This is a genomic window from Streptomyces sp. LE64, assembly GCF_052606915.1.
The window spans coordinates 2197930-2219931 of sequence record NZ_CP199708.1 but is presented as its reverse complement, the minus strand read 5'-3'; the positions used below and the strand labels follow the sequence as shown (position 1 = coordinate 2219931).

Genomic DNA, 22002 nt, shown 5'->3' with positions numbered 1-22002 from the left:
GGCAGGAGTCGTGTCCACGCCCCGCGGCGTGACCGACCCGACCCGCCAGACCGGGCCCGCGGCGGCCACCGCCGCCGCGTCCGCACACCCGCTCCACCGCCGGAAGGCTCCCCGTGTCCTCAGCGACTCCCGCTGCCGCCGCCCCCGCGACCGTCCTGGTCGTCGACTTCGGCGCGCAGTACGCCCAGCTCATCGCCCGCCGTGTCCGCGAGGCGCGGGTCTACAGCGAGATCGTCCCCAGCACCACGCCGGTCGCGGAGATGCTCGCCAAGAACCCGGCGGCGATCATCCTCTCCGGCGGCCCGTCCTCGGTGTACGCCGAAGGCGCCCCCCGCATCGACCGCGCCCTGTTCGAGGCCGGCGTCCCGGTCTTCGGCATGTGCTACGGCTTCCAGCTCATGGCCACCACCCTCGGCGGCACCGTCGACAACACCGGCGCCCGCGAGTACGGCCGCACCCCGCTGCACGTCAGCAAGGGCGGTTCCACCCTCTTCGAGGGCACCCCCGTCGAGCAGCCCGTGTGGATGTCCCACGGCGACGCCTGCTCCGCCGCCCCCGAGGGCTTCACCGTCACCGCCTCCACCGACGTGGTCCCGGTCGCCGCCTTCGAGAACGACGAGAAGAAGCTGTACGGCGTGCAGTACCACCCCGAGGTGCTGCACTCCACCCACGGCCAGCAGGTGCTGGAGCACTTCCTGTACCGGGCCGCCGGCATCGAGCCCGACTGGACCACCGGCAACGTTATCGAGGAGCAGGTCGCCGCGATCCGTGCCCAGGTCGGCACCAAGCGCGCGATCTGCGCCCTGTCCGGCGGGGTGGACTCGGCGGTCGCCGCGGCCCTGGTCCAGCGCGCCATCGGCGATCAGCTCACCTGCGTCTACGTCGACCACGGGCTGATGCGCAAGGGCGAGACCGAGCAGGTCGAGAAGGACTTCGTCGCCGCGACCGGGGTGCAGCTCAAGGTCGTCGACGCGTCCGAGCGCTTCCTGGCCGCGCTCGCCGGGGTCAGCGACCCCGAGGAGAAGCGCAAGATCATCGGCCGGGAGTTCATCCGGGTCTTCGAGCAGGCCCAGGCCGAGATCGTCGCCGGAGCCCCGAACGACCAGCCGGTGGAGTTCCTGGTCCAGGGCACCCTCTACCCGGACGTGGTGGAGTCCGGCGGCGGCACCGGCACCGCCAACATCAAGTCCCACCACAACGTGGGCGGCCTCCCCGAGGACCTGGAGTTCCAGCTCGTCGAGCCGCTGCGCAAGCTGTTCAAGGACGAGGTCCGGATGGTCGGCGCCGAACTCGGCCTGCCCGAGGAGATCGTCCAGCGCCAGCCGTTCCCCGGCCCCGGCCTCGGCATCCGCATCGTCGGCGAGGTCACCCGCGACCGGCTCGACCTGCTGCGCGAGGCCGACGCCATCGCCCGCGAGGAGCTGACCGCGGCCGGCCTGGACCGCGAGATCTGGCAGTGCCCGGTGGTCCTCCTCGCGGACGTCCGTAGCGTCGGCGTCCAGGGCGACGGCCGCACCTACGGCCACCCGATCGTGCTGCGCCCGGTCTCCTCCGAGGACGCCATGACCGCCGACTGGACTCGGATGCCGTACGAGGTCCTCGCCCGGATCTCCACCCGCATCACCAACGAGGTCGCGGACGTCAACCGGGTCGTCCTCGACGTCACCAGCAAGCCCCCGGGCACCATCGAGTGGGAGTGATCCCCCGAGCGCACCAGCACCGAACGGCGCGGTGACGGACCCCGGTCCGCCGCCGCGCCGTTCGGCGTCAGCCGTGCAGGAGGACCGGCAGGGCGGTCAGTCGGCTGCCCATCAGTCCGCCCGGGCTCGTCTGCCTGAGCTCCTCGAAGGGGACGGCGAGCCGGGCCCTCGGGAAGTCGGTCCGCAGCACCGAGGCCACCGCGCGCAGTTCGAGGTGGGCGAGCTGGGCGCCGATGCAGAAGTGCGGGCCGGCCCCGAAGGCCAGGTCCGGCCCGGGGGAGCGGCCCGGGTCGGTGTTGATCCCCTGGACGTCGATGGTCAGGGGTGCGCGCGCGGGCAGTCGGGCGCCGGCCAGCTCGACCTCGGTGGTGGTGAACCGCCAGAGGGTGAAGGGAGCCGGGGGGTGCTGTCGGAGCGTCTCGCGGACCAGGGCGTCGTCGTCCTCCCGGTCGGTCGGGCGCCGGTGCGGGGGTCCGGCGAGGGCGCGGGCCACCAGGAACCCGAGGGCGGCGTCGGTGGTGAGCTGCCCGGCGAAGACCAGGGTGAACAGGTGGTAGTGCAACTGCTCCTCGGTGGTGTGCGCGGGCACCCGGTCGCGCAGTTCGGCGGCGAGTCCCCGGGCGTCCTCGCCGAGCCCGGCGGCGGAGAGTTCGCGGAGTTCCGCGATGGCGCGGCCCTGCGCGCCGGGTTCCTCGCCGAGCATCCGCCGGCAGGCGTCGGCGGCCCGGTCTACCAGGTCGAGGGGGACGCCCAACAGGTCGAGGAGGACGGTCAGCGGGTAGCGGGTGCTGAAGTCGGCCATCAGGTCGACCTCCGTGCGCTCGGCGGCGAGTGTGCCGAGTAACGTCCGCGCGATCTCGTGGACCCGGTCGGACCGCTCCTGGATGCGTTGGGTGCTGAGGAGGGGGGCGTGGGCCCGTCGCAGTGCGGCGTGGTCGGGGCCTTCGAGGGTGGTGAGGGCCGGCTGCTCGGCGGCGGTCGGTTCGAGCCCGGCGGTCTCCCGGTCCCAGTCGGCCGGCGCGAAGGCGGGGTCCTTGGAGAACCGGGGGTCCACGAGCACCGCACGGGCCAGGGACATCTCGGTCACGATCCACGCCCGCCCCCCGGCCGGGGCGTCCACCTGGACCAGGGGGCCGGCGGCGCGCAGGGCGGCGCGACCCGGGTCGGGTTCGGTCAGCCCGCGGAGGGTCGGGGCGAAGGGGTCGAGGTCGGGCAGGTGGGGTGCGTGCGGCATACAGGCTCCAGCGGTAAGAATCTTTATGGTGAAGTGACTTTTCGGGGAAGGTATGTTGATGCCTCACGGGCTGTCAACGCCATTGATCACGTGATCCGTTGACGGCAGGGCGGGTGGGCGGGCGAGCAGAAAGGGAGGGGCTTGATGAGCGCCCCCTCAACACCCCGCGACACCGTGGCCCGGCGCGAGCGGCTGGCGGAGGAACTCCGTTCCTACGGCGCCGGCTTCACCGAACTGGGCCGACGCTTCGCCGCCGAGATCGGCGTCCACTCCACCGACGCCTTCGCCCTGTTGGAGATCACTTCCGCCGAAGCCCAGGGCACCCCGCTCTCCCCGGCCCTGCTCGGCAGTCGCATCCCCCTCACCTCGGGCGCCATGACCGCACTGATCAACCGCCTGGAGCGGGCCGGCTACCTCACCCGCACCCGCGAACACGCCGACCGACGCGTCGTCACCCTCCGCGGCACCCCGCTGGCCAGGGAGCGCGCCGAAGCCTTCTTCGCCCCGGTCAACGCCCGCCAGGACGCCGTGCTGTCCGCGTACCCGCCCGCACTGCTCCAGCAGTTCGAGACGGTGTTGAGGCAACTCCGCTCCACCATGGACGCCCGGCCCCGGCGGCAGGTGGGGCAGGCATGAGCGCAACGGCGGACCGCACCCGGCGGCCACGGAGGACCTGGGCCGCCGCCGCGCTCGCGGTCGTCGTGGTCGCGGGACTGCTGCACGGCTACCGCAACACCAACGTGCTGACCGCCGACCGGCTCTGCGCAGGGCTGGTCCCGGCGGCGGGCGCGGACGCGGTGCTCCCCGGCGCGGGGCGGCTCAGCGCCGAGCGGAACGGCCCCGACGACGGACCGGTCGACACCGGGTGCACGATCGAGAAGTCCTCGGTCCTCGTCGGTGGGGGGCGGGGCCGCCTGACCGTCCGGATCGTCGAGGAACGCGGGGACTTCGCCTTCCTGGACGGCAGCTGGTCCGATCCCGCACGGGCGTCCTTCCTCTCCGGACCGGTCACCGGCGGGTTCCAGGAGCACGACGGCTGGGTCGCGCTGCCGGAGCGGTGCTGGACCGACCAACCCGTCTTCGTCAGGGCCCACTCCACCGAACCGGTCCCCGACACCGCCGCGTTGAGCGCCCTGCTCACGGACGTCGCCCGCACCGTCGCGCAGGAGGAGGGGTGCGGAACCCTCCCCGAACGCCCCGGCGCTCCCCGGCCGCCCCGCTCGGACCCGCCCCGCCCGGCCGACGAGCGGCGCCTGTGCGACCTGGACGACCTCCCGGTGCGGGGCTTGGTGCCGGCGGGCAGCAAGGTCCTCGACACGGGCCAGTCGGCCCCCGCCGGCCTGTGGTCCTGCACCGTGTTCCTGGACGAGGAGCCGGGCCGTCCCGCGCGTGCCGACGGTTACCTGACCTACGCGGCGGCCCGGGACCCGCTGCTCCTGGCGGCCGTGGCGAAGTCGCCGGGCACGCACCGGCGCACGGCTGCCGACGGCACGGAGTCCGCGGTGGTCGGGCCGTGGCGGACCGTGCTGCCCTGCGGCGACGGCGGCGGCCTGTACCTGGCCATGGAGTCGGGACTCCAGTACGTCGAGGCGCGCGAGCGCGTGCCGAGCACCCCTGACCGGGACGTGCTCTTCCGGGCGTTCCAGCGGGCCGCGACCGCGTCCTTCGACTGCGACCGGGGGAGTGCGGGGGAGTAGGGGAGACCCGCAGACCCGGACGGGACGACCCCCGGGCACGTCCTCGTCCCGTCCCGCCCGGCACCCACGTACCGGACAGGGGTGGCCGATATCCGCTCCTGCCGGGAGAGGAGCGCCGGCGTTCCCGGTCAGACCGCAGGTTGAGGCGGGTGGGTCCCCAGGACTGATGTGACGGCCCGGGACGGAACGGCATGCTCGTGAACTCCTGTACACAGCATGCGTGTTGTGTGCATCGATGCAGTTCGACAGGAGTCACGGAACATGCGGTTGAAGCATCTGGCACCGGTCCTGGCCGTGGGGGTCCTCACCGGTCTCTCCCCCGCCCTCACCGCGGGCCCCGCCGCCGCGGCGGGGACGTCACCGGCGGCCCCGTCCCCGGGGCAGTCCCTCGACTGGCGGGCCTGCGACCTCCCCACGAACCCCGACTACCCCACTCCGGCGGGGACGCGGTGCGCCACGGTCACCGTGCCGCTGGACCACCGCAGGCCCGAGGGCAAGAAGATCGACCTGGAGGTGGCCCGGATACCGGCCGCCAAGCCGACCGAGCGCCTCGGTTCCCTCTTCCTCAACCCGGGCGGCCCCGGCGGCGAGGCGGTGCGGACGGCGCCGGTGCTGGACGCGTTCGTCCCGGACGCGGTGAAGGACCGCTACGACCGGATCGCCTTCGACCCCCGGGGCGTGGGCCTCAGCACCCCGCTCGCCTGCGGGCTGACCCCGGAACAACGACCGGGGCTCCACCCGTACTCGAAGACCGGCTTCGACCGGGCCGTCGCCCTGAACCGCGACTTCGCCGCCAAGTGCCGGGCCAAGCACGGGGACGACCTGCTCCAGTTCAACACCCGCAACACCGCCCGGGACGTCGACCTGATCCGTGCGGCCCTGGGCGAGGAGAAGACCCACTACCTCGGCTACTCGTACGGGAGCTACCTCGGCGCGGTCTACACCCAGATGTTCCCGCAGCGCGCCGGGCGGATCGTGCTCGACAGCGCCGTCGACCCCAAGGAGGCGTGGCGCGGCCAGTGGCGGGCCTGGGGCCCGGAGACCCACCGGCAGTTCGAGCGCTGGACGCGCTGGGCCGCCCGGCACTCGGACACCCACCGGCTCGGCGACACCCCGGCGAAGGTCCGGGCGTCCTTCTGGAAGCTGGTCGCCGCCGCCGACCGCGCCCCCCTCCGGCTGGAGGGCGGCTCCCTCGACGGGGACGGCCTCCGGGAGGCCCTGTGGTCCAGCTTCGACACCGTGCGGTCCGCCACCGTGGTCGTCGACAACCTGCGGCAGGTGGCCGCGGGCCGGCCCGCCGGGGAGTTCCCGCCCGGCACGCTCCCGATCCTGGGCGACTGGTCCGACCCGGGGGCCTCGGCCGCCTGGTCCGTCCTCTGCAACGACGCCTCCTGGTCGAAGGACCCGGAGTCCTACCGCGCCCAGGCCCGGCGCGACAAGGCCCGCTACCCGCTGTACGGCGACTACGCCTCCAGCATCACGCCCTGCGCCTTCTGGAAGGACCCGGTCGAACCGACGACCCGGGTGGACAACACCGTCGGCGCGCTGATCGTGCAGAACGAGTGGGACGCCCAGACCCCGTTGAAGCAGGCCCGGGGGATGCGCGCGGACCTGAAGGGCTCCCGGATGGTGGTCGTGGCGGGCGGCGAGGACCACGGCGTCTACGGCGCGGGCCGGAGCGCCTGCGCGGACGGGGTCACCACCCGCTACCTCCTCACCGGCAAGCTCCCGGCCGGTGACGTCACCTGCCAGGCCGATCCGGCCCCGCGCGGCACGACCGTCCCGCAGGGGACGGACCCCGTGCTGCCGCTCATGCGCTGACGGGCGTCCGCCGAGCGGTCGACCGCGGGAGTGGGTGTGTCGCGCTGATGACTACCGGGCCGTTGATCGGGGTGCGGGGAATCGAACTGCGGACGCACGGGACGACCCTGTACAACAGTCTGTACCACGCAGATGACCAAGTGCTGGTGAACGCCCACGTGTGGAGTGTGAACGCGTACGGAGCGCCCGTCTGGCATCTTCGACGGAATGGCGCAGGGGGGATGTTCGACACCTACGCCAACAGCTTCGACGCCGTGTGGGAGACCGCGGGCCTCGTGGAAGGCTGAGCCCATGGCACGGACCGAGTACCACGACGACCCGAACGCGCCGGAGCCCAACAGCATGGTGGTGGCGGCCTCCGCCGTAGTGACCGACGACCGGGGCCGCATCCTCCTCCAGCGCCGCCGGGACAACGGACTGTGGGCGCTGCCGGGCGGCGGGATGGACATGAACGAATCGCTCCCCGGAACGGCGGTCCGGGAGGTCCGGGAGGAGACCGGGCTGGAGGTGGAGATCACGGGTCTCGTCGGTACCTACACCGACCCACGCCACATCATCGCCTACAGCGACGGAGAAGTGCGGCGACAGTTCAACGTGTGCTTCCGGGCGCGGGTCGTCGGCGGGTCGCTGGCCATCTCCGACGAGAGCACCGATCTTCGGTTCGTGCACCCCGACGAGTTGGACGTGCTGCCCCTGCACCACACCCAACGGCTGCGGCTGACGCACTTCCTGGAGCATCGGCCGAACCCCTACCTGGGGTGACCTTCGCCCCCGGCCCGCCCCCTCCCGTAGGGCCTGTCCGGCGGATCTTGCCGGACAGGCCCCTGGTCCCGAGGAGGGCTCAGCGCTTGAGCGTGAAGGTGAAGTCGCCGGAGAGCTTGCCGCTCAGCCGGACTGCCGAAACGAGTTCGCCTTCCGTGATCAGTCTCTCGACCTCGGCCCGCGAGAGACCGCACCCTTCAGCGATCAGTCGCACCGGCCGGACGGGGATCCGCGCCGCGAAGCGGACCGAGACGTCGATCACGTCGCGGTCCAGGTGATCCGATCCACCGGTGTCGAGACGCCAGGCGCCCGCCCAGTCGAGGGCGATGCGGTTCCGGCGCCGCAGGACCGGATCCTGGAGCAACTCGGCTGCCAGGCCAGGGTCGTTGTCATGCATCCGGTCCAGCAGCTCAGGTCGTACGGAGCGCACGTTCATCCGCTCCAGGACTGTGAGCTTCGCCGTGTCCCCGCAAACGGCGCAGAGCATGAGCAGCCAGGCGTCGAGGAGCTTGTGGTTCGCGTTGACGCGGAATTTGCCGTTCGCCCGGAAGCGGTCGGAGCCGCACGCGGGACAGCGGCGGAGAACGGTCGGCAGGCAGGTGGGAATGACCACCCAGTCGTTGAGCACAGAAGCACACCGGTTCCAGTGAGAAGTCCGCAGCAAAAAGCAGCGCGGCGCACAGGCGCGACGCGCGACAGATCAGCACTCGGGAGGTCTCACAGGGTGTACAACGGCACGTCCTTGCCTAGACAACTCGGCTCGGCACGGTAATGGCGCACAGCGGCGCTGCTCCACTGGATTTCGAGCGCGCCAGTCGGAGCCCCTGCGGTACCGGGCGCCGTCCCACTGCCACCGGCCGGTGTGGGCGTGCAGATTCAGGGTGAGCACGGGGCACTCCCGCGGCCTCGAAGTGAGATGGGCGGCAGCGTTGCGCTGTCGCCCGTTTGGACACCGCCCGCTCAGACCTTCAGGGTGTCGTACGAGTGCTGGGTGTCGGAGCTGCCCGCTTCCTTCTTGTACTCGTAGCGGTCGGCCGTGCTCGGAACCGAACGGTCGGCCCGCGTCGCGAACAGGCGGTCAGTCCGGTTGGCAGGCAAGGCGGGGACGATGGTCAGAACGTCGTGTTCCGTCTGCGCCTCCAAGATGGGCGCCTCCGCACCATCGGCCTGGTGAGTGCCTCGTGTGGACCTGCCCCAGTGGTTCATTCCGCTGCGGTTCCACGCACGTGCGCCCCCGATCCCGGTGTCGGCGGGTGGGGGCGCCGTGCGTGCTCCGGTCCGGCTACGCGTGGTCGGCCCGCGGGAGGTCGGCGACGAACGCCTTCCAGCTGGGTGCGGCCACGGAGACGACCGGGCCCGTGGTGCGCTTGCTGTCGCGGAACGCCACCTGGCCGTGCTGCGTGCGTACCTCGACGCAGTTGGCCTGGTGAGTGCTGTAGGACGACTTGACCCAGCGGCTATCCACCCTGGTAACTCCTTGCTGTGTCGGCGAGGATTCGGCGAGACACGTCCTCATCCTGTGCTGCGGACCAGATGCCCTCAAATGCCGCGGTGTACTGCGTCACTTCGGCCTCCTTGTCGTGATAGTAGCCCCCGGTAAACGTGTCGCCGTAGACGGTTGTCGGCTCTCCGACCCCTCCTGTGGGGGAAGGAAAGCGCATGACGACGAACGCGCCAGCGATTGCTCCCGGGTGTGCCCCCGCCATCAGGGGAATGACCCGGAGCGAGATGTGAGGCAGCCCTGCCATGTAGACCAGGTGCGCGAGTTGCGCGGCCATCACCTGGTCATCGCCAATAGGGCGTCGCAACACCGTCTCGGACAGCGCCGCGCGGAGAACCGGGGGCCGGGTTCCGGTGAGGATCGCCTGTCGCGCCATCCGAAACCGTACCCGGGTTTCGATGTCCTCGGAGGGCGCGTGCGGGAGGACGGTCCGGACGACCGCGCGTACATAGTCGGCAGTCTGGAGTAGTCCCGGCATTACGTCAGACTCATACGTGTCGATACGGCTGGCCGCCGATTCCAGGCCCGCTAGGACATCGAACTCCACAGGTACCGTGTCCCCGAAGGTTTGCCACCACGACGGCGTCTTGGCCTCACGCGCCAGGTCCATCAGCGCGTTCGTCGCTGCCTCGTCCGCTCCGTAGACGGAGCACATCATCTGCACGTCGAGTGCCCGCACCGGGGAGCGCCCGGTCTCGATGCGCCACATCGTCGTCTCCGACCACTCGAACCGCTTGGCCGCGGCCCGCAGGGTCATACCGGCCTGCTCCCGCAGTTGGCGGACACTCCGCCCGAGCTGCCGCCGGGGCACGGTGGATGCGTTTCTGTTGCTCATGAATTCCCCGATCCGCCGAGTCTTGCAGCACAGTTGCAAGGCTCTTGCACCGTGCACGACCAGGCTTTTTATTTTCCACTCAAGGGTTCTTTTCCTTCGGCAGTGTTGCAGCCGCGGAGCCCGGACGGGCAGTTTTGGGTGAAGACAACACCCGCCCAATGGTGGGTAGTTGACTGGTGTCACTCACATGAGGAGAAAAATGCAACACCTGAACCCTCAGCCCCCATCGTCACCTGAGCCGCCGCGTCCGTCGTTGGCCGAGATTCGGTCGGGCGACCACGGCGCCCCGCCGCGGCCGGGGGGTGATTGGGCGGCGGATCTGGCCGTCGAGTTGTTGTCCGCTGCGGCGAAGCAGGCCCGGATCGAGTTGCCGGGGTTGTCGGTGTTGGAGGACGGGGCGCGGCCTCCGTTGGTGTATCTGGGGTGGTGCAACGGTCGGGCGGCGGAGATCATCGCGGAGGCGTTGACGATCCGGCACCTGGCGAACGTCCGGGCGGGTCAGGGATGAGTGGGAGTCGAGCGCGCCGTGGTCGTCGGCAGCGGTATCGGTACCGGGTGACGGCGGACGGGGCCCTGTGGGGCGGCATCATCGCCTTGATGACCTGGGGGTCCCTGATGGTCGTCGCCGTCCTCGTCGCCACGGAAGGCATGTGAAGGACCCCGCCCCATCCAGCGGGCCGGCCGTAATCGGTGCGCTCGTGTACGACCCCACCAAGGGCACCGCCGGACGCGTCATCGACCGCTACCACCGTCACCACCACCCCGTGGCACTCCTCCAACGCCCCGGCGGACGCCCCTGGGAAGCACGACCCGAAACCCTCCGCCCCGCCACCCCCCACCAAGGGCACTGCTTCGCCGTACTGGAGCGCCGGCACCTGGCCGCCGTGCGCGTCGCCGGTGCGAGGCGCCGCGGCGGCGGCCACTGAGAAGACCGCGTTCGCCGGGATCGTCGATCCCGGCGGACGCGGTCGGGCCGCAGGCGGCGCGGAGCGCTATGCGACCGGCTCGGCCTGCTCGGCGGGGGTGGTGTCGCAGCAATCGCCGCCGGCGGCGTCCAGGGTGGGTGCCTCGCCCATCTGGTCGGCGTCGGCCTTGACGACGTACACCTCCCAGGGCTCCCGGCCGGGGCCGGTCACCCAGACCTTGTCCTGGAGCGCGTAGCAGCAGGAGGTGTCGTTCTCCTCGAAGGTGGCGAGGCCGGCTTCCTTGAGGCGGGCCGCCGCCGCGGTGACCTGGTCGGTGGCGGTGACCTCGACGCCGAGGTGGTCGAGGCGGGTGTCCTGGCCGGGCTCGCCCTCGATGAGGACCAGCTTCAGCGGGGGCTCCGCAAGGGCGAAGTTGGCGTAACCGGGGCGTCGCTTCGCGGGTTCGACGCCGAACAGCTTGGCGTAGAAGGCCACCGAGGCGTCGAGGTCGGCGACGTTCAGGGCGAGCTGGACACGGGACATGACGGGTCTCCCATCGGCTTGTATCGAAGTTCATCGATGTAACACCTCCGAGGTTGCCTCTTGGATCGAAGAACGTCAACATAGAAGAATGTCGAATCAAGAGTGGGTGACGCTCGGCAAGGCCCCGGGCCCCGCCGTGGAGGGGTCCGCCGCGGAAGGTCCCGGCGCGGAGGGTGCCGGGGTGGCGGACTGCTGCCCGGGGCTGCTGTCCGCGCCGCTGGACCCCGAGCAGGCGGAGACCCTGGCGAAGGTGTTCAAGGCGCTCGGGGACCCGGTGCGGCTGCGGCTGCTGTCGATGATCGCCTCCCGGGCGGGCGGCGAGGTCTGCGTGTGCGACCTGACCCCCGCGTTCGACCTCTCCCAGCCGACCATCTCCCACCACCTCAAGCTCCTGCGCGAGGCCGGGCTGATCGCCTCCGAACGGCGCGGCACCTGGGTCTACTACCGGCTGCTGCCCCAGGCCACCGACCGTCTCGCGGGCATCCTCACCCGCCCCGCCGGCGCCCCGCTCCCCGGCACCGCGTGCGCCTCCGCCACTGTCTCCGCCGGGGCCGGGGAGTGAGCGCCCCTGCCCCGGCCCCCGCCGCCGACGGAACGGCGGGGCGGTTGTCGTTCCTGGACCGCTACCTCGCCCTGTGGATCCTCACCGCGATGGCCGCCGGCCTCGGCCTCGGCCGGCTGGTGCCCGGCCTCGGCGACGCGCTGGCCTCGGTGACCGTGGCGGGGGTGTCGTTGCCGATCGCGCTCGGGCTGTTGGTGATGATGTACCCCGTCCTGGCCAAGGTGCGTTACGACCGCCTCGACACCGTGACCCGGGACCGGCCCCTCCTGGTGTGGTCGCTGGTGCTGAACTGGCTCGTCGGTCCGGCGCTGATGTTCGCCCTGGCATGGATCTTCCTCCCGGACCTGCCCGAGTACCGGACCGGCCTGATCGTCGTCGGGCTCGCCCGCTGCATCGCCATGGTCATCATCTGGAACGACCTGGCCCGGGGCGACCGCGAGGCCGCCGCCGTGCTCGTCGCGCTCAACTCCGTCTTCCAGGTGGTGGCGTTCGGGCTGCTGGGCTGGTTCTACCTCGACCTGCTGCCCGGCTGGCTCGGCCTGACCACGACCGGCCTCGACGTCTCCGCGTGGGAGATCGGCTCCAGCGTCCTGGTCTTCCTCGGCGTCCCCCTCGCCGCCGGCTACCTCACCCGCCGCCTCGGCGAGCGGGCCCGCGGACGCGACTGGTACGAGAGCCGCTTCGTGCCCCGGATCGGCCCCCTGGCCCTGTACGGGCTGCTGTTCACCGTCGTGATCCTCTTCGCCCTCCAGGGCGAGGCCATCACCTCCCGGCCCTTCGACGTCGCCCGGATCGCCCTGCCGCTGCTGGTGTACTTCGCCCTCATGTGGGCCGGGTCCATGGCCATCGGCAAGGCCGCCGGGCTCGACTACCCGCGGGCGACCACACTGGCGTTCACCGCGGCCGGCAACAACTTCGAGCTCGCCATCGCGGTCGCCATCGCCACCTTCGGCGCCAGCAGCGGCCAGGCGCTCGCCGGGGTGGTCGGCCCCCTCATCGAGGTGCCCGTCCTCATCGCCCTCGTCCACGTCGCCCTCAGGGCCCGCCGCCTGTTCCCCGGCGGCGGCCTCCCCCCGTCCCCCGCCCCGGAGGAACCGTCCCGTGCCTGACCGCCCCGCCCCCGAGCCGTCCGTGCTGTTCGTCTGCGTCCACAACGCCGGACGCTCCCAGATGGCCGCAGCCTTCCTCGCCCACCTCGCCGCGGGCCGCGTCGAGGTCCGTTCCGCCGGCTCCGCGCCCGCCGAACACCTCAACCCGGCCGTCGTCGCCGTCATGGCCGAGAAGGGCATCGACCTGCTCGGCCGCACCCCCGCGCTCCTCACCCCGGACGCCGTCCACGCCTGTGACGTCGTGATCACCATGGGCTGCGGCGACACCTGCCCCGTGTTCCCCGGGAAGACCTACCTCGACTGGCAGGTGGACGACCCCGCCGGCCGCAGCCCCGACGCCGTCCGCCCCATCCGCGACGACATCGAGCGCCGGGTCCGCGCGCTCCTCGCCGACCTCGGCGTCCCCGCGCCCTGATCCCGACCGGTCCGGACCGGCAACGTCCCGCGCTCGTCGACGACCCGCCCGGTGTTCGGTCACCGCAGGTCACAGCGGTGAGGCCGAGGGGGAGACGAGGGCGGGACCGCCGGGAACGACCGGCGCGGGACGGAATTCACCGACGCCGTCTGACATGATCCGCCGGTATCCGCCCGGATAGGGCACAATTCCCTGTAATCACAAGGAACTTGCGTCCGCCTCCGGTCAACTCCGCATGCGGCAACGTGAGTGCGGGGACTCAGGGGCACGGAGTGGACGCGGTGGCGCTACCGGCGGCGGGACGGGACGACATCCACGAGGGCGGCTGCGCGTGCGGGGACTGCCCGCACGGCGCGCGGGCCGGGCACCGGCGCGCGGTGCGCGCCTTCCTCACCCGGCGGGAGGAGTTGGCCGCCGGGCGGGGCGTGCCCGCCGCCGTCGCCCGTTCCGCCGCGGCCACCCGGCAGTGGGTGTCGGACGAACTCACCCAGTCCGCCGGGGTGGTGGCCGCCCGGGGTCGGGCCGCGGGCACCTCGTGGCGGGCGTCGCTGTGGCCCGCCACCCTCGCCGTGGTGTGGGGGGTCACCGGGGCGGTGCTCGCGGTGCAGACCTTCACCGCCTTCGGCACCGGGTGGACGACCACCCGCACCGCCGGGCTGGTCGCCACCGTGCTCGTCGCCGCGCTGCTCACCGCCGCCGCCCGGGTGCACCGGGCCAACGGCGGGGTGCTGGCCCCGCTGATCGGCGAGGACAACCGGCTCTCCACCTCCCGCGCGGTCGCCGCGCTCTGGGTGCTGTTCGTCGGGTACGCGGTGCTGGTGCTGGCCGGGCAACTCGCCGGCGCCTCCGGGCACGCCGAGCGGGACGCCCTGATCGACGGCCTGGCGCTGTCCCGCGGCGCCGGCACGCTCACCGTGGTCGCCGTGCTGTGCGCGGTGGCCGTGCTGGTCCGCCGGGTGGTCGCGGTACGGGTGTTGGGCCAGCGGCTCCAGAAGGTGCGCGCGCTGCGCCCCCGCGCCGCCGACCTGCTCACCGACGACTCCGGCCGCGGCAGCTTCACCGACGTGCAGTACGTGCTGGTGACCGGGGTCGCCCTGGTGTTCACCGCGGTGCGCCTGGCCCGCCGTCCGGAGCGCTTCCCCGATCTGCCGTGGGGCCTGGCCGTGCTGGTCCTCGTCTCCGCGGTGACGTACCTGGCCGGCAAGTACGCGGAGGGCGGCCGTCCGGTCATCCACTCGGTGGTCCGCGCCCGCGAGGCGGGCGACCTGGACGGCCCCATCCGGGCGGGCGACGACATCGAGGTCCGCGGCGCCGGTTTCGTCCCGCCCGGCGGCCACGAGGCCGAGGCGCTGACGCGGCTGGTCGTCCGCATCGGAGCGGTCCACGTCCACGTGCCCCTCGTCCCCGTCGCCGGCGGCTTCACCAACCCGTCCGACGGCATCCTCACCGTCCCCGTCCCGGCCGAGGTCGAACCCGGCACGGTGGAGGTCCAGGTGGTCACCGCGGCCGGGATAGAGACCAACCGGGCCGTGATCCAGGTGGCGGCGGACTGAGTGCGCCGGGCCGTCGGTCCGTCCCCGCCCCGAAGGGCGAGCAAGGGCTCGACGGGACCCTTGGCGGGTGGGCCGGGGCCGGGCCGGTAGCGCCCCGGCGACCCGGAACGCCGCACCGGTGCCGGCGGACCCGTCAGGGGGACCCGCCGCACGTCCTCGCCGACATCGCGGACCTCGCCCGCTTCACCGCCGTCACGAACGCGGGGCCGAGCCTTTCCCGGCATTCACCGGAATCGCCCGCGGCTCGTCCACGATCAAGGATTCACCGAAAACGCATAAGGCGACCGCTAGATGATTTCGAAGTGGGAAACCTTCGGAGGACGGTTCGGGTAGCGGATGTCGGTCCACCGGTTGATGCGCACCTTGGCGCCGTTCGCATCGTGGTAGATGACGTCGTTGTTGCCCGTCGAAATGCGATCGACCCACCAGTTGCCGAACGATATCTTGCCCCCGTTGGCGTAGCAGTCCACGCTGGTGCCCCACCAGTCATGGTGCGACCAGACCTTCAGGAAATCCGTCCGATTTCCACACGGGACCTCGTTGATGGCGTACGCGTTGCCCGCGGGCATCGCGATCGTGACGGCCGCGGTGACCGCCACCGTCACTGCCAGGGATCGGGTGATCCTCTTCGTCTTTGCGATCACAACTCTCTCCATCCAATGTTCGACGGGAGGTGCCTCGCAGCCGGATGCATTCCGGCTCGCCATGACGGCGAGCCTTCCCGGCCGAGTGCACCGCTCCATCGCCTCGGGATTGCCCGACCAAGGTCCCGCAAGGCCGCTACGCATCGCAAGGGGCTCATGACTCGTCGGGCCGGAACGTGCTCTTAAGCGACCGGATCGAATCCATTTCGAAAAAAGGCAGGATGATGTGTTCTTTGATTGTGGATCTCTGTGATCGATTCTTGAATTCCTTATCATCGGCGAGATCCTTCGGCGGAGATCGGCAGTGGTCAGGGGAAGATCGTCGTGCGTCATTCCCCCGGAACGCCCGGTGCGGTGCGGTCAGCCGTCGGCGGTCGCGGGTCCCGGCGCGGGGCCGCCGAGGAGCCTGGCGGTGAACTCCGCCAGCCGCCCGCGCATCTCCCCGCGGGTCGTGCCCTTCTCCCCGGCGAGGTGTTCGACTGGTGCGAGCCCGCCACCTTCGACGGCGCGCTCGCCGGCGCCGACCGCGTCTACGTCGTCCCGCCGGTGGGCGAGCCGGACCCGGCTCCGGTGGTGCTGCCCTTCCTCCGCCGGGCGCGGGCCGCCGGTGTGCGCCGCGCGGTGCTCCTCAGCTCCTCGGCCGTGCCCGAGGGCGGTCCGGCCGTGGGGGGGGCGTGCACCGGGCCCTGCCCGGCCTGTTCGACGAGTGGGCGGTGCTGCGGCCCTCCTGGTTCATGCAGAACTTCACCGGCAGGCACCCCCACGCGCGGAGCATCCGCGAGGACGGCGTCATCCTGACCGCGGCCGGTGCGGGCCGGATCGGCTTCGTCGACGCCGACGACATCGCCGCCGTGGCCGTGCACGCGCTCACCGACGACCGCGTGCCCGACGGCGACCTGGTCCTGACCGGACCGGAGACGCTCGACCACGACGAGGCCGCCGCCGTCGTCACCGAGGTCACCGGCCGTCCGGTGGTCCACCGCCGTCTGACCCACGACGAACTGCGCGACCGCCTGGCCGCGTGGGTGCCGGTGGAGTTCGCCGCCCTGCTGGCCGGGATGGACCGGGCGATCGAGGGCGGTGCGGAGGACCGCACCACCGACACCGTCCGACGCCTCACCGGTCGCCCGCCGGGGAGCTTCCGGCTGGTCGTGGAACGGGAGTGGGAGCGCGCCCGCTGACCCGTCCCGGTCGTGGGCCCCACCGACGCCGGGGGACCTGCCGGCCGGCCACGGCCGCGTGTGTGTCCGGACCGCGCGCGGGCGGCCCGCCGTCACTTCCGCGCGGCCACCTTCTCGGCCACCAACCCCTCCTCCGGGTCGGCGCGGAAGGCCGCCTGCCAGGCGGTGGGCTCGCAATCGGGGCCGTTGGGCTGGTACTTGGCGAGGCGGGGGATGGCCCGGTCCTTGACGACGACCTCGCCCTCGTCCTCATCGTCCCGGGAGGTGACCGTCATGCGCACCGCGACGTGGTCGCCGCCGATCTTCTCCGACACCGGAATCGTCAGCCGGGCTTCCGGTTCCTTGGGGTTGCCGGAGGGTTTCTCCTCGCAGCGCTCCCAGACGCACAGCCTGACGGTCGCCGCGTCCCGGTCGCCGAAGTCGGCGGGCCGCCAGGCCAGGGTGACCCCGGACTCCGCGCCGATCTCGGTGCAGGCCCGGTCATCCGGGGTCGAGGAACATGCGGTCAGCGCCGCCGCCAACGTCACCCACACCGGTGCGGTTCTCCACGCCCGTGCTCCGTCCATGTGTTGCCCCCTCGGGTCCGAGTCCGTCACGACCACAGCAGTGGAACGGCCTCGGGCTCGCCGGGGGCCGGGAGCGCCCCCGCGGCCCGCGCCCCGCCCTCCCCCCGTCCTACCCAGTCCGCCCCGCGGCCACCCGTGCGTCCAGGGAGAGCACCCGCGCGCCGGCCAGCACCAGCGGGGTCCAGGCCAGCAGGTAGACCAGGTCGTTGCCGTAGTAGTAGGGGGTGGCGGACCAACTGACGGTCAGCCACAGGGTCAGCGAGACGAGGGCGCCGCCCAGGGCCGCGGTCCGGGCCAACAGTCCGACCAGGGTGGCCGTGCCCACCGCGATCTCCGCGAAGGCGATGGCGTACCCGACGGAGACCGGGTCGTGGAGGGCGAGGTCCACCAGCCGGGGCACCGCGGAACCGTCCCGGACGTTGCTCATCAGGTCGCCGACGGAGCCCAGGCCCGCCTCCTGGAGGAAGAGCTCGTCGGTCAGCTTGTCGATGCCCGCGTAGAGGAAGGTCGCCCCGAGGAAGAGCCGCAGCGGCAACAGCGCGTACCGTCCGGCGAGTTCGCGCCAGTTGCCGGCACGGCGGGGGACGGCGCCCTCCTCGTGGGGCTCCGGCGGGCCGACGTCCTGGTGGGTCGAGCCTCTGGTGCGCGTCGATCGAGCAGCATGCGCGGAGTGGGCCATGGTCGCCGCCTTTCGCCCTCGCCTGGTCCGGGAGACGTGCGCGGGGGTCACTCGTGTCCCCACAGGACCATACGGAGCGCGGCGCGGTGTGACTCACTCGCCGGGCGGTGGGTTCTCCGTGTCCCCTGCACCCTGTCGTTCCCGGGCGGCGGGGCGGGTGCGGTGGTTGCTGCGCACCAGCATGGTGACCACCCCGACCAGTGCGGCCAGGCCCAGGCCGGCCACCACCAGCGGTGCCAGCGTCCACCAGGGGAGGTCGCCGTCGTCGGCGGCGTCCACGAGGTAGAGCACGCCCGCCGTCAGCAGGACCAGTCCGGCGATCAGCCGGCCGGGCTGGAACTCATGGCGCGACACGGTCCACCTCCGCCTGTCCGAGACCCACGTCGAGGGTCAGCTTGAAGGTGCCCGGGTCCGCCACGGGCCCCACCGGGTCGAGGGTGACCTCGCGGAACCGGTCCGGCGCGATGTCGATGTCGTTCTTCCGGTCGCCGGGCAGTTGGACGTCCCCCAGCCCCACCGAGACCTTCAGGTCGACCCGGGCCTGCGGCGGGACGATGATCCGCAGCCGGCCCGCGCCGACCTCGACGTTCGAGGTCACCGTGCGGCCCGGTGCCGGCACCGCCCGGCGCAGGTCCAGGGTGCCGACCCCGGTGCCGACCAGGTAGTCCGGCTTCACCTGGGCGGCGGACGCCGGGGTCCAGGTGGTGCGCAGCCAGTCGGTGGAGATCGAGTGCGGCAGGGCGGTCGCGGCGGTGAGCAGTCCCGCGGTGAGCAGGGCCAGCACCACCGTGCCGGGGCCGGTGCGGCCGAGGAAGGAACTGACCGCGATGCCCAGGCCGAAGACGGCGAGCGCGGCGGCCAGCCCGGTCTGGAGGCTCACCGACAGCGCGGAGGAGTCCCAGGTCGTGGCGGTGCCGAAGACGGCGGCGAACACCGCCAGGGACGTCACCGTCCCGCCGAGCTGTCGCCCGCCGGGGCGCGGCGCGCACCTCGAACGCTCGGCGCCGGCGCGCGCGCCGGGGGCCGAGCCCCCGCCCGGTGCGCCGGCCGGCGGGGCGAGCGCCTCCTCCGGCGCCCACAGGTACCCCGTGGTGCTGCCGGGTGCGCCGTCCTTGACCAGGGGGTCCCGCCACCAGGAGCCGCCGGAGTGCGGGGCGGGCGGGGCCGTGGTCTCCGGCGGGGCGTCGGCGGCGGCGTGCGCGGCCAGCGGGTCGGGGTCCTCCGCGCCGCGGTGCCGCGACCAGTACCCGGCGCCCGCGAGCAGCAGGGCGAGCACGGCACCGGAGGTCAACAGGCTGGTGTCGTGCAGCATCGAGAGGAACGCCCCGCAGCCGACCAGCGCGAACACCACCGCCGCCAGGGCGGGGCCGTCGACCCGGCCGGTCAGCATCCGGCGGGCCTCGTTCTCCTCCTCGCCCTCGAAGGGGACGAACAGCCAGACGAACCCGTAGAAGATGAGCCCGAGCCCGCCCGCCACGCTGAGCACCGCCAGCACGATCCGGAAGACCACCGGGTCCATGTCGACGTGCCGACCGAGCCCCGTGCAGACGCCGCCGATCATTTTCTGCTCGCGGACCCGCCGGAAGCGGTCCGGGGCCCGGCCCGGCGGGTCCGCGGCGGCGGTCCCCGGGCCGTCCGGCGCCCCGCGGCCGGGGGCGGCGTGCTGCTGCTCGCTCATGGCTCCATGGTGACGGTCCCCGCGGTCGGGCGGGGACCGGGGCGACCCTGGTCGGACCCTGAGATCCCCCGGGGTGCCGCCTCCGGGGCACGGGCACCAGGGGCTTCTGGGGGTCGAACCCTGATGCCCGGCCGGCGCGGGGCGTGTGACGATCGGGGCATGCCCGATGCCGCGACGGTGACCGTCGACGAACCCCGCCCCCTGCGCAAGCTGTACCGCAGCGGAGACGGCCGCTGGCTGGGCGGGGTGGCCCGGGGGTTGGCCGGGCACCTGGGGCTGCCGGTGGTCTGGGTGCGCCTGGTGTTCGTGGGCCTGCTGAGCGCGGACGGCCTCGCGGCGCTGCTGTACGCCGCGTTCTGGTTCTTCGTGCCGCTCGGGGTCGGCGGCATCGACGCCGAACGACCCCCGCCGCTGACCACCGAGACCGCCCCGGACGGACGGCGCCGACTGGTCGCCCGCAAGCCCGACAAGGGCCAGATCTTCGCGCTGCTCGCCCTGCTGCTGGTGGCGATGGTGTTCGTCAGCAGCGTCGACCTCAGCACCACCGCCAAGGCGTACCTGTGGCCCACCCTGCTGGTCGGCGCGGGCGTCGCCCTGGTGTGGCGGCAGGCCGACAACGCCCGCCGCGCCCGCTGGGCGGAGGCGTCCCGCCGGCGCCGCAACCTCGCCCTGGCCCGTTCCGCGGCGGGCGTCCTGCTGGTCGGCACGGGCGTCACCGGGATCTTCGTGCTCCAGGGCTCGGCCGCCCACCTCGGTTCGATCCTCCAGGCGTCGCTGGCCGTCCTCGTCGGCATCGCCCTGCTCGCCGGCCCCTACCTGGTGCGGATGACCCAGGACCTGTCGGAGGAGCGCACCATGCGCATCCGCGCCCAGGAACGCGCCGAGGTCGCCGCGCACGTCCACGACTCGGTGCTGCACACCCTGACCCTGATCCAGCGCAACGCGGAGCACGCCGGCGAGGTCCGTCGGCTGGCCCGCGCCCAGGAACGGGAGCTGCGCGCCTGGTTGTACAAGCCCGACGGCACCGGTCGGGACGAGGAGGAGGCCGAGGGCCCGGGCAACGTCGCCGACGCGGTCCGCCGGCACGCCGCCGAGGTCGAGGACAAGCACGGCGTGCCCATCGAGGTCGTGGTCGTCGGGGACTGCCCGCTGGACGAGCGGCTGACCGCGCAGATGCAGGCCGCGCGCGAGGCGATGGTCAACGCCGCCAAGTACGGTGGCGAGGGCGGCGCGGTGCAGGTGTACGCGGAGGTCGAGGCGGACAGCGTCTTCGTGTCGGTCCGCGACCGGGGACCGGGCTTCGACCTCGACGCGGTTCCCGCCGACCGGATGGGCGTACGAGAATCGATCATCGGCCGGATGCAGCGCCACGGCGGCACCGCGCGGCTGCGCGCCGTGCCCGACGGCGGCACCGAGGTCGAACTGACGATGGAGAGGGCGGAGAAGACGCCATGAACGACGCGACCGGAACGCACGGACAGCCGGCGGGCCAGGGCGGTCGGCCGGACGGCCGCCGGGTGCGGGTGGTCCTCGTCGACGACCACCGGATGTTCCGCACCGGGGTGCAGGCCGAGATCGGCCGGACCGAGGAGACCGGCGTCGAGGTCGTCGGCGAGGCCGCGGACGTGGACCAGGCGGTCGCCGTGATCACGGCCACCCGCCCCGAGGTGGTCCTGCTCGACGTCCACCTGCCCGGCGGCGGCGGGGTCGAGGTGCTGCGCCGCAGCGCCCCGCTGATGGCCGACCCCGAGACGCCGGTGCGGTTCCTGGCGCTGTCGGTCTCCGACGCGGCCGAGGACGTCATCGGCGTCATCCGGGGCGGCGCCCGCGGCTACGTCACCAAGACCATCACCGGCACCGACCTGATCGACTCGGTGTTCCGCGTCCAGGAGGGCGATGCGGTGTTCTCGCCGCGGCTCGCCGGCTTCGTCCTCGACGCCTTCGCCTCCACCGACGCGCCCCCGGTGGACGAGGACCTCGACCGGCTCACCCAGCGGGAACGCGAGGTGCTGCGGCTGATCGCCCGCGGCTACGCGTACAAGGAGATCGCCAAGCAGCTGTTCATCTCCGTCAAGACGGTCGAGTCGCACGTCTCCGCGGTGCTGCGCAAGCTCCAGCTCTCCAACCGCCACGAGCTCACCCGCTGGGCCACCGCCCGCCGGCTGGTCTGAGCCCGGCCGGGTAAGGGCGCCCTGGCCGGGAGCTGCCGGAACGCCGTGATTAGAGTCCGCCCCATGGACGTACTCATCCATCTGCTCGTCGGTCTGCACATCATCGGCATCGCCTCGCTGCTGGGCGGGTTCCTCACCCAGATGAAGGCCATGGGCGAGGGCCGCGCCCGCTACACCCCCGCCATGCTGCACGGCGCCCTCACCATGCTGGTGACCGGCGTCGCCCTGGTCGGCCTGAACGAGGCGGACGGCAACGCCGTCAACAACATCAAGATCGGCGTGAAGCTCGCGCTGCTCGTGGTGATCCTCGGCCTGGTCTACGTCAAGCGCGACGAGGAGAGCATCGACAAGGGACTGTTCGGCCTGGTCGGCGGGCTCACCACGGCCAACGTCTTCATCGCCGTGCTGTGGACGTGAGCCACCCCACCCGGACCGGTCCCGGTCTG

25 protein-coding genes and 2 pseudogenes are annotated in these 22002 nt (G+C 72.5%); 16 read left to right on the top strand and 11 right to left on the bottom strand.

Annotation, left to right across the window (positions count from 1 at the left end):
- The first annotated feature begins 113 nt into the window (after positions 1-113).
- A complete protein-coding gene (guaA, locus tag ACSMX9_RS09825) occupies positions 114-1700 on the top strand; it encodes a glutamine-hydrolyzing GMP synthase (RefSeq protein ID WP_445401687.1) in 1587 nt (528 codons plus the stop codon).
- 67 nt (positions 1701-1767) lie between these two features.
- Here the strand turns inward: guaA and ACSMX9_RS09820 are convergent, their stop codons facing one another.
- Positions 1768-2934 carry a cytochrome P450 gene (locus tag ACSMX9_RS09820; RefSeq protein ID WP_445401686.1) on the bottom strand — a complete coding sequence of 389 codons (1167 nt, stop codon included), beginning with the start codon at positions 2932-2934 and terminating at the stop codon, positions 1768-1770.
- Positions 2935-3078: 144 nt separating this feature from the next.
- Between ACSMX9_RS09820 and ACSMX9_RS09815 the strand changes: the two genes are divergently transcribed.
- The 5 genes and pseudogenes from ACSMX9_RS09815 (at position 3079) to ACSMX9_RS09795 (ending at position 7214) form a co-directional block, all read left to right on the top strand.
- Positions 3079-3570, top strand: coding sequence for a MarR family winged helix-turn-helix transcriptional regulator (locus ACSMX9_RS09815; protein ID WP_445401684.1), 492 nt, complete (start codon positions 3079-3081; stop codon positions 3568-3570).
- Positions 3567-4631 (top strand): hypothetical protein, encoded by a 1065-nt coding sequence (locus ACSMX9_RS09810; protein WP_445401682.1) that lies wholly within the window; start codon positions 3567-3569, stop codon positions 4629-4631. Before ACSMX9_RS09815 ends, ACSMX9_RS09810 begins: the two co-directional genes overlap by 4 nt.
- A 261-nt stretch (positions 4632-4892) precedes the next feature.
- Entirely contained in the window at positions 4893-6452 is a 1560-nt protein-coding gene (locus tag ACSMX9_RS09805) for an alpha/beta hydrolase (protein WP_445401680.1), read from the top strand.
- Between the two features lie 38 nt (positions 6453-6490).
- Positions 6491-6739: pseudogene (locus ACSMX9_RS09800) on the top strand (transcriptional regulator); the annotation flags it as partial.
- A 4-nt stretch (positions 6740-6743) separates the two neighbouring features.
- A complete protein-coding gene (locus ACSMX9_RS09795; RefSeq protein ID WP_445401678.1) occupies positions 6744-7214 on the top strand; it encodes an NUDIX domain-containing protein in 471 nt (156 codons plus the stop codon).
- A gap of 79 nt (positions 7215-7293) precedes the next feature.
- Here the strand turns inward: ACSMX9_RS09795 and ACSMX9_RS09790 are convergent, their stop codons facing one another.
- The 4 genes from ACSMX9_RS09790 to ACSMX9_RS09775 all read right to left on the bottom strand — a co-directional run bounded on the left by ACSMX9_RS09790 (position 7294) and on the right by ACSMX9_RS09775 (position 9550).
- On the bottom strand, positions 7294-7842 hold the full coding sequence (locus ACSMX9_RS09790; protein ID WP_445401677.1) for a DUF1062 domain-containing protein: 549 nt from the start codon (positions 7840-7842) through the stop codon (positions 7294-7296).
- Positions 7843-8174: 332 nt separating this feature from the next.
- A complete protein-coding gene (locus tag ACSMX9_RS09785; protein WP_445401675.1) occupies positions 8175-8312 on the bottom strand; it encodes a hypothetical protein in 138 nt (45 codons plus the stop codon).
- Between the two features lie 184 nt (positions 8313-8496).
- Positions 8497-8679 (bottom strand): DUF397 domain-containing protein, encoded by a 183-nt coding sequence (locus ACSMX9_RS09780; RefSeq protein ID WP_445401673.1) that lies wholly within the window; start codon positions 8677-8679, stop codon positions 8497-8499.
- Positions 8672-9550 carry a helix-turn-helix domain-containing protein gene (locus ACSMX9_RS09775; protein ID WP_445401671.1) on the bottom strand — a complete coding sequence of 293 codons (879 nt, stop codon included), beginning with the start codon at positions 9548-9550 and terminating at the stop codon, positions 8672-8674. Before ACSMX9_RS09775 ends, ACSMX9_RS09780 begins: the two co-directional genes overlap by 8 nt.
- Positions 9551-9803: 253 nt before the next feature.
- On the opposite strand from ACSMX9_RS09775, the gene ACSMX9_RS09770 reads away from it, so the two are divergent.
- Positions 9804-10058, top strand: a complete 255-nt coding sequence (locus ACSMX9_RS09770; RefSeq protein WP_445401670.1) for a hypothetical protein — start codon at positions 9804-9806, stop codon at positions 10056-10058.
- 190 nt (positions 10059-10248) lie between these two features.
- Positions 10249-10476 (top strand): hypothetical protein, encoded by a 228-nt coding sequence (locus ACSMX9_RS09765; RefSeq protein ID WP_351247023.1) that lies wholly within the window; start codon positions 10249-10251, stop codon positions 10474-10476.
- A gap of 66 nt (positions 10477-10542) precedes the next feature.
- Here the strand turns inward: ACSMX9_RS09765 and ACSMX9_RS09760 are convergent, their stop codons facing one another.
- Entirely contained in the window at positions 10543-10998 is a 456-nt protein-coding gene (locus ACSMX9_RS09760; protein ID WP_445401668.1) for an ArsI/CadI family heavy metal resistance metalloenzyme, read from the bottom strand.
- 88 nt (positions 10999-11086) lie between these two features.
- On the opposite strand from ACSMX9_RS09760, the gene ACSMX9_RS09755 reads away from it, so the two are divergent.
- From ACSMX9_RS09755 to ACSMX9_RS09740, 4 genes are all read left to right on the top strand, one after another.
- Complete coding sequence (locus ACSMX9_RS09755) at positions 11087-11560, top strand: ArsR/SmtB family transcription factor (RefSeq protein WP_445401667.1); 474 nt, start codon at positions 11087-11089, stop codon at positions 11558-11560.
- Positions 11557-12669 carry an ACR3 family arsenite efflux transporter gene (arsB, locus tag ACSMX9_RS09750; protein ID WP_445401665.1) on the top strand — a complete coding sequence of 371 codons (1113 nt, stop codon included), beginning with the start codon at positions 11557-11559 and terminating at the stop codon, positions 12667-12669. The genes ACSMX9_RS09755 and arsB overlap by 4 nt, the downstream gene beginning before the upstream one ends.
- On the top strand, positions 12662-13084 hold the full coding sequence (locus ACSMX9_RS09745; RefSeq protein ID WP_351247015.1) for an arsenate reductase ArsC: 423 nt from the start codon (positions 12662-12664) through the stop codon (positions 13082-13084). The genes arsB and ACSMX9_RS09745 overlap by 8 nt, the downstream gene beginning before the upstream one ends.
- Before the next feature lie 272 nt (positions 13085-13356).
- Positions 13357-14637 carry a hypothetical protein gene (locus ACSMX9_RS09740; RefSeq protein WP_445402946.1) on the top strand — a complete coding sequence of 427 codons (1281 nt, stop codon included), beginning with the start codon at positions 13357-13359 and terminating at the stop codon, positions 14635-14637.
- A 287-nt stretch (positions 14638-14924) separates the two neighbouring features.
- Here the strand turns inward: ACSMX9_RS09740 and ACSMX9_RS09735 are convergent, their stop codons facing one another.
- Positions 14925-15281: a beta/gamma crystallin domain-containing protein gene (locus ACSMX9_RS09735; RefSeq protein WP_445401663.1), complete on the bottom strand. Its 357-nt coding sequence runs from the start codon at positions 15279-15281 to the stop codon at positions 14925-14927.
- A 324-nt stretch (positions 15282-15605) separates the two neighbouring features.
- On the opposite strand from ACSMX9_RS09735, the pseudogene ACSMX9_RS09730 reads away from it, so the two are divergent.
- Positions 15606-16462, top strand: a pseudogene (locus tag ACSMX9_RS09730) (ergot alkaloid biosynthesis protein).
- A gap of 92 nt (positions 16463-16554) precedes the next feature.
- On the opposite strand, the gene ACSMX9_RS09725 reads toward ACSMX9_RS09730, so the two are convergent.
- The 4 genes from ACSMX9_RS09725 to ACSMX9_RS09710 form a co-directional block, all read right to left on the bottom strand.
- On the bottom strand, positions 16555-17028 hold the full coding sequence (locus ACSMX9_RS09725; RefSeq protein ID WP_445401661.1) for a hypothetical protein: 474 nt from the start codon (positions 17026-17028) through the stop codon (positions 16555-16557).
- A gap of 109 nt (positions 17029-17137) precedes the next feature.
- Positions 17138-17707 carry a DoxX family protein gene (locus tag ACSMX9_RS09720; protein WP_445401659.1) on the bottom strand — a complete coding sequence of 190 codons (570 nt, stop codon included), beginning with the start codon at positions 17705-17707 and terminating at the stop codon, positions 17138-17140.
- Between the two features lie 93 nt (positions 17708-17800).
- Positions 17801-18061, bottom strand: coding sequence for a hypothetical protein (locus ACSMX9_RS09715; protein ID WP_445401657.1), 261 nt, complete (start codon positions 18059-18061; stop codon positions 17801-17803).
- Positions 18048-19385, bottom strand: a complete 1338-nt coding sequence (locus ACSMX9_RS09710; protein WP_445401655.1) for a PspC domain-containing protein — start codon at positions 19383-19385, stop codon at positions 18048-18050. Before ACSMX9_RS09710 ends, ACSMX9_RS09715 begins: the two co-directional genes overlap by 14 nt.
- Before the next feature lie 159 nt (positions 19386-19544).
- Here ACSMX9_RS09710 and ACSMX9_RS09705 point away from each other — a divergent pair, with 159 nt between their 5' ends.
- The 3 genes from ACSMX9_RS09705 (at position 19545) to ACSMX9_RS09695 (ending at position 21973) form a co-directional block, all read left to right on the top strand.
- The gene (locus ACSMX9_RS09705; protein WP_445401653.1) at positions 19545-20840 is read left to right on the top strand and encodes a PspC domain-containing protein; all 1296 of its coding nucleotides are present in this window, start codon (positions 19545-19547) and stop codon (positions 20838-20840) included.
- On the top strand, positions 20837-21556 hold the full coding sequence (locus ACSMX9_RS09700) for a LuxR C-terminal-related transcriptional regulator (RefSeq protein ID WP_445401651.1): 720 nt from the start codon (positions 20837-20839) through the stop codon (positions 21554-21556). Before ACSMX9_RS09705 ends, ACSMX9_RS09700 begins: the two co-directional genes overlap by 4 nt.
- A 63-nt stretch (positions 21557-21619) precedes the next feature.
- The gene (locus ACSMX9_RS09695; protein ID WP_351246993.1) at positions 21620-21973 is read left to right on the top strand and encodes a hypothetical protein; all 354 of its coding nucleotides are present in this window, start codon (positions 21620-21622) and stop codon (positions 21971-21973) included.
- Positions 21974-22002 lie beyond the last annotated feature (29 nt).